General features: G+C 44.0%; 4 tRNA genes and 1 rRNA gene. All 5 read right to left on the bottom strand.

Annotated features, from left to right (window positions below):
• Positions 1 to 102: 102 nt before the first annotated feature.
• A tRNA-Leu gene (locus FS935_RS23090) sits at positions 103 to 188 on the bottom strand.
• Positions 189 to 200: 12 nt separating this feature from the next.
• A tRNA-Lys gene (locus tag FS935_RS23095) sits at positions 201 to 276 on the bottom strand.
• A 23-nt stretch (positions 277 to 299) separates the two neighbouring features.
• Positions 300 to 375: transfer RNA gene (locus FS935_RS23100), tRNA-Thr, on the bottom strand.
• Between the two features lie 103 nt (positions 376 to 478).
• Positions 479 to 554, bottom strand: a tRNA-Val gene (locus FS935_RS23105).
• A gap of 20 nt (positions 555 to 574) precedes the next feature.
• Positions 575 to 690 (bottom strand): 5S ribosomal RNA (rrf, locus tag FS935_RS23110).
• Positions 691 to 878 lie beyond the last annotated feature (188 nt).

Here is an 878-nt window from a genome sequence, read left to right on the forward strand (position 1 = left end):
GCGACCCCCACCTTGGCAAGGTGGTGTTCTACCACTGAACTACTTCCGCAATATTCTCATAAGAGAATTCTCGTAAGTTATTTTCGCTTCGCGAAAAAACTTTGGTGCGGGTGAAGGGACTTGAACCCCCACGTCACAAGGACACTAGATCCTAAGTCTAGCGCGTCTGCCAATTCCGCCACACCCGCATGGGGTGTAAATGGTGAGCCATGAAGGATTCGAACCTTCGACCCTCTGATTAAAAGTCAGATGCTCTACCAACTGAGCTAATGGCTCATTATTTATAATGAGTTAAAATGTGGTGCCGGCGAGAGGACTTGAACCCCCAACCTACTGATTACAAGTCAGTTGCTCTACCAGTTGAGCTACACCGGCTTAAATGGTTAGTTTTCTTAATCCTACCAAAGTCTAAGGAAAGTTAATTTCACCTTGCATAAATATCTCAATGGATAGTTATTTTCGCTTCGCGAAAAATCTTTGGTGGAGGATGACGGGATCGAACCGCCGACCCTCTGCTTGTAAGGCAGATGCTCTCCCAGCTGAGCTAATCCTCCATAATAATTTTCTTGAAGCAGCCTGGCGACGTCCTACTCTCACAGGGGGAAACCCCCAACTACCATCGGCGCTGAAGAGCTTAACTTCCGTGTTCGGAATGGGAACGGGTGTGACCTCTTCGCCATCATCACCAGACAAGTGCGACAAGAATTATTATACTATTTTAATGGAATATTTCAAGTCTTTTTTTATAAAAACTTTTATATTCCTTCAAAACTAGATAACGATTATACAATTCAATTCACTTCAACTAAGTTTTTGCTCTTACTTTGTCCAGCTACAGAAGCCAAATCCTACGGTAATTTCACTCTCTCGGACGAAGT

It is taken from the genome of Metabacillus litoralis, from assembly GCF_007994985.1.
GTDB classification, from domain to species: domain Bacteria; phylum Bacillota; class Bacilli; order Bacillales; family Bacillaceae; genus Metabacillus; species Metabacillus litoralis.